Annotated in this window: 1 pseudogene; it reads right to left on the reverse strand. The window is 59.6% G+C overall.

The features are described from left to right. Window positions 1-846, reverse strand: a pseudogene (locus GIW02_RS27010) (type IV secretion protein Rhs); the annotation flags it as partial.

The following is an 846-nucleotide window of genomic DNA, read 5'->3' on the forward strand; positions in this document are numbered from 1 at the left end:
GCGACCTGCGGCATCCCACTGATACTGCGTCAGCGCCCCAAACTCGTCCTCACGCGCGACCTGCCGCCCAAGATCGTCATAGCGATAACGCTTGATCGCGCCATTGGGCAGCTGTTCTTCAATGAGCTGCCCCCGCTCATTCCAGACCAGCCGATGACCACTGCCGTCGGGATACCAAACCCCAATCAGTTGCCCGTATTTGTCGTAGCTGTAGTCCGTGAGGTGACCGGCGGGATCGGTCTTACGAACCACATCACCCTGATCGTTCCGCTCATACTTCCAAACGGCTTCGCCACGCCTTACAACCCGTACGAAGCCATTGTCATGCTCGTAGGAAGTCGGCTCATCGTCTCCAGGAAACAACGCCACCAAGCGTCCGGCGTCGTCGTACTGATACGCCGTCACCGCCCCCAGCGGGTCTTGCTCGACCGTCAGCCGGCCTTTTTCATCGTAGGATTTGTAATGCTCAGCGCCGTCCGGGTCGATACGTTGCACCAGCCGTGCACGGTCATCGTGGACATACACTTCCTGGCTGCCATCGGCGTTGTGCACGGTGACGCGGCCGTTATCGTCCCAGGCATAACGCGTGTCCATCTGCGAAAAACTGGCCCAGTGCCGGACACAGCGCGCCGCCTTGCCCGCGCGTTCCCATTCCCAGAAGAAGCTCGCGCCACCGGCCAGTCCACGTTCCAAAATGACGTGCTGCTCGTCGTAGCGATAAACCTCGGTTTCGCCTACGGCGTTGGTCGCTGAAATCAGTCGGCCCAGGTCGTCGTAAGCGTAGGAAACGACGGGGTATTCAGTAATCCACTCGAAAGGCTCATAACCCTTGGCGCGCTGAATCTG

It is taken from the genome of Pseudomonas syringae (assembly GCF_021606685.1).
Lineage (GTDB): Bacteria > Pseudomonadota > Gammaproteobacteria > Pseudomonadales > Pseudomonadaceae > Aquipseudomonas > Aquipseudomonas syringae_R.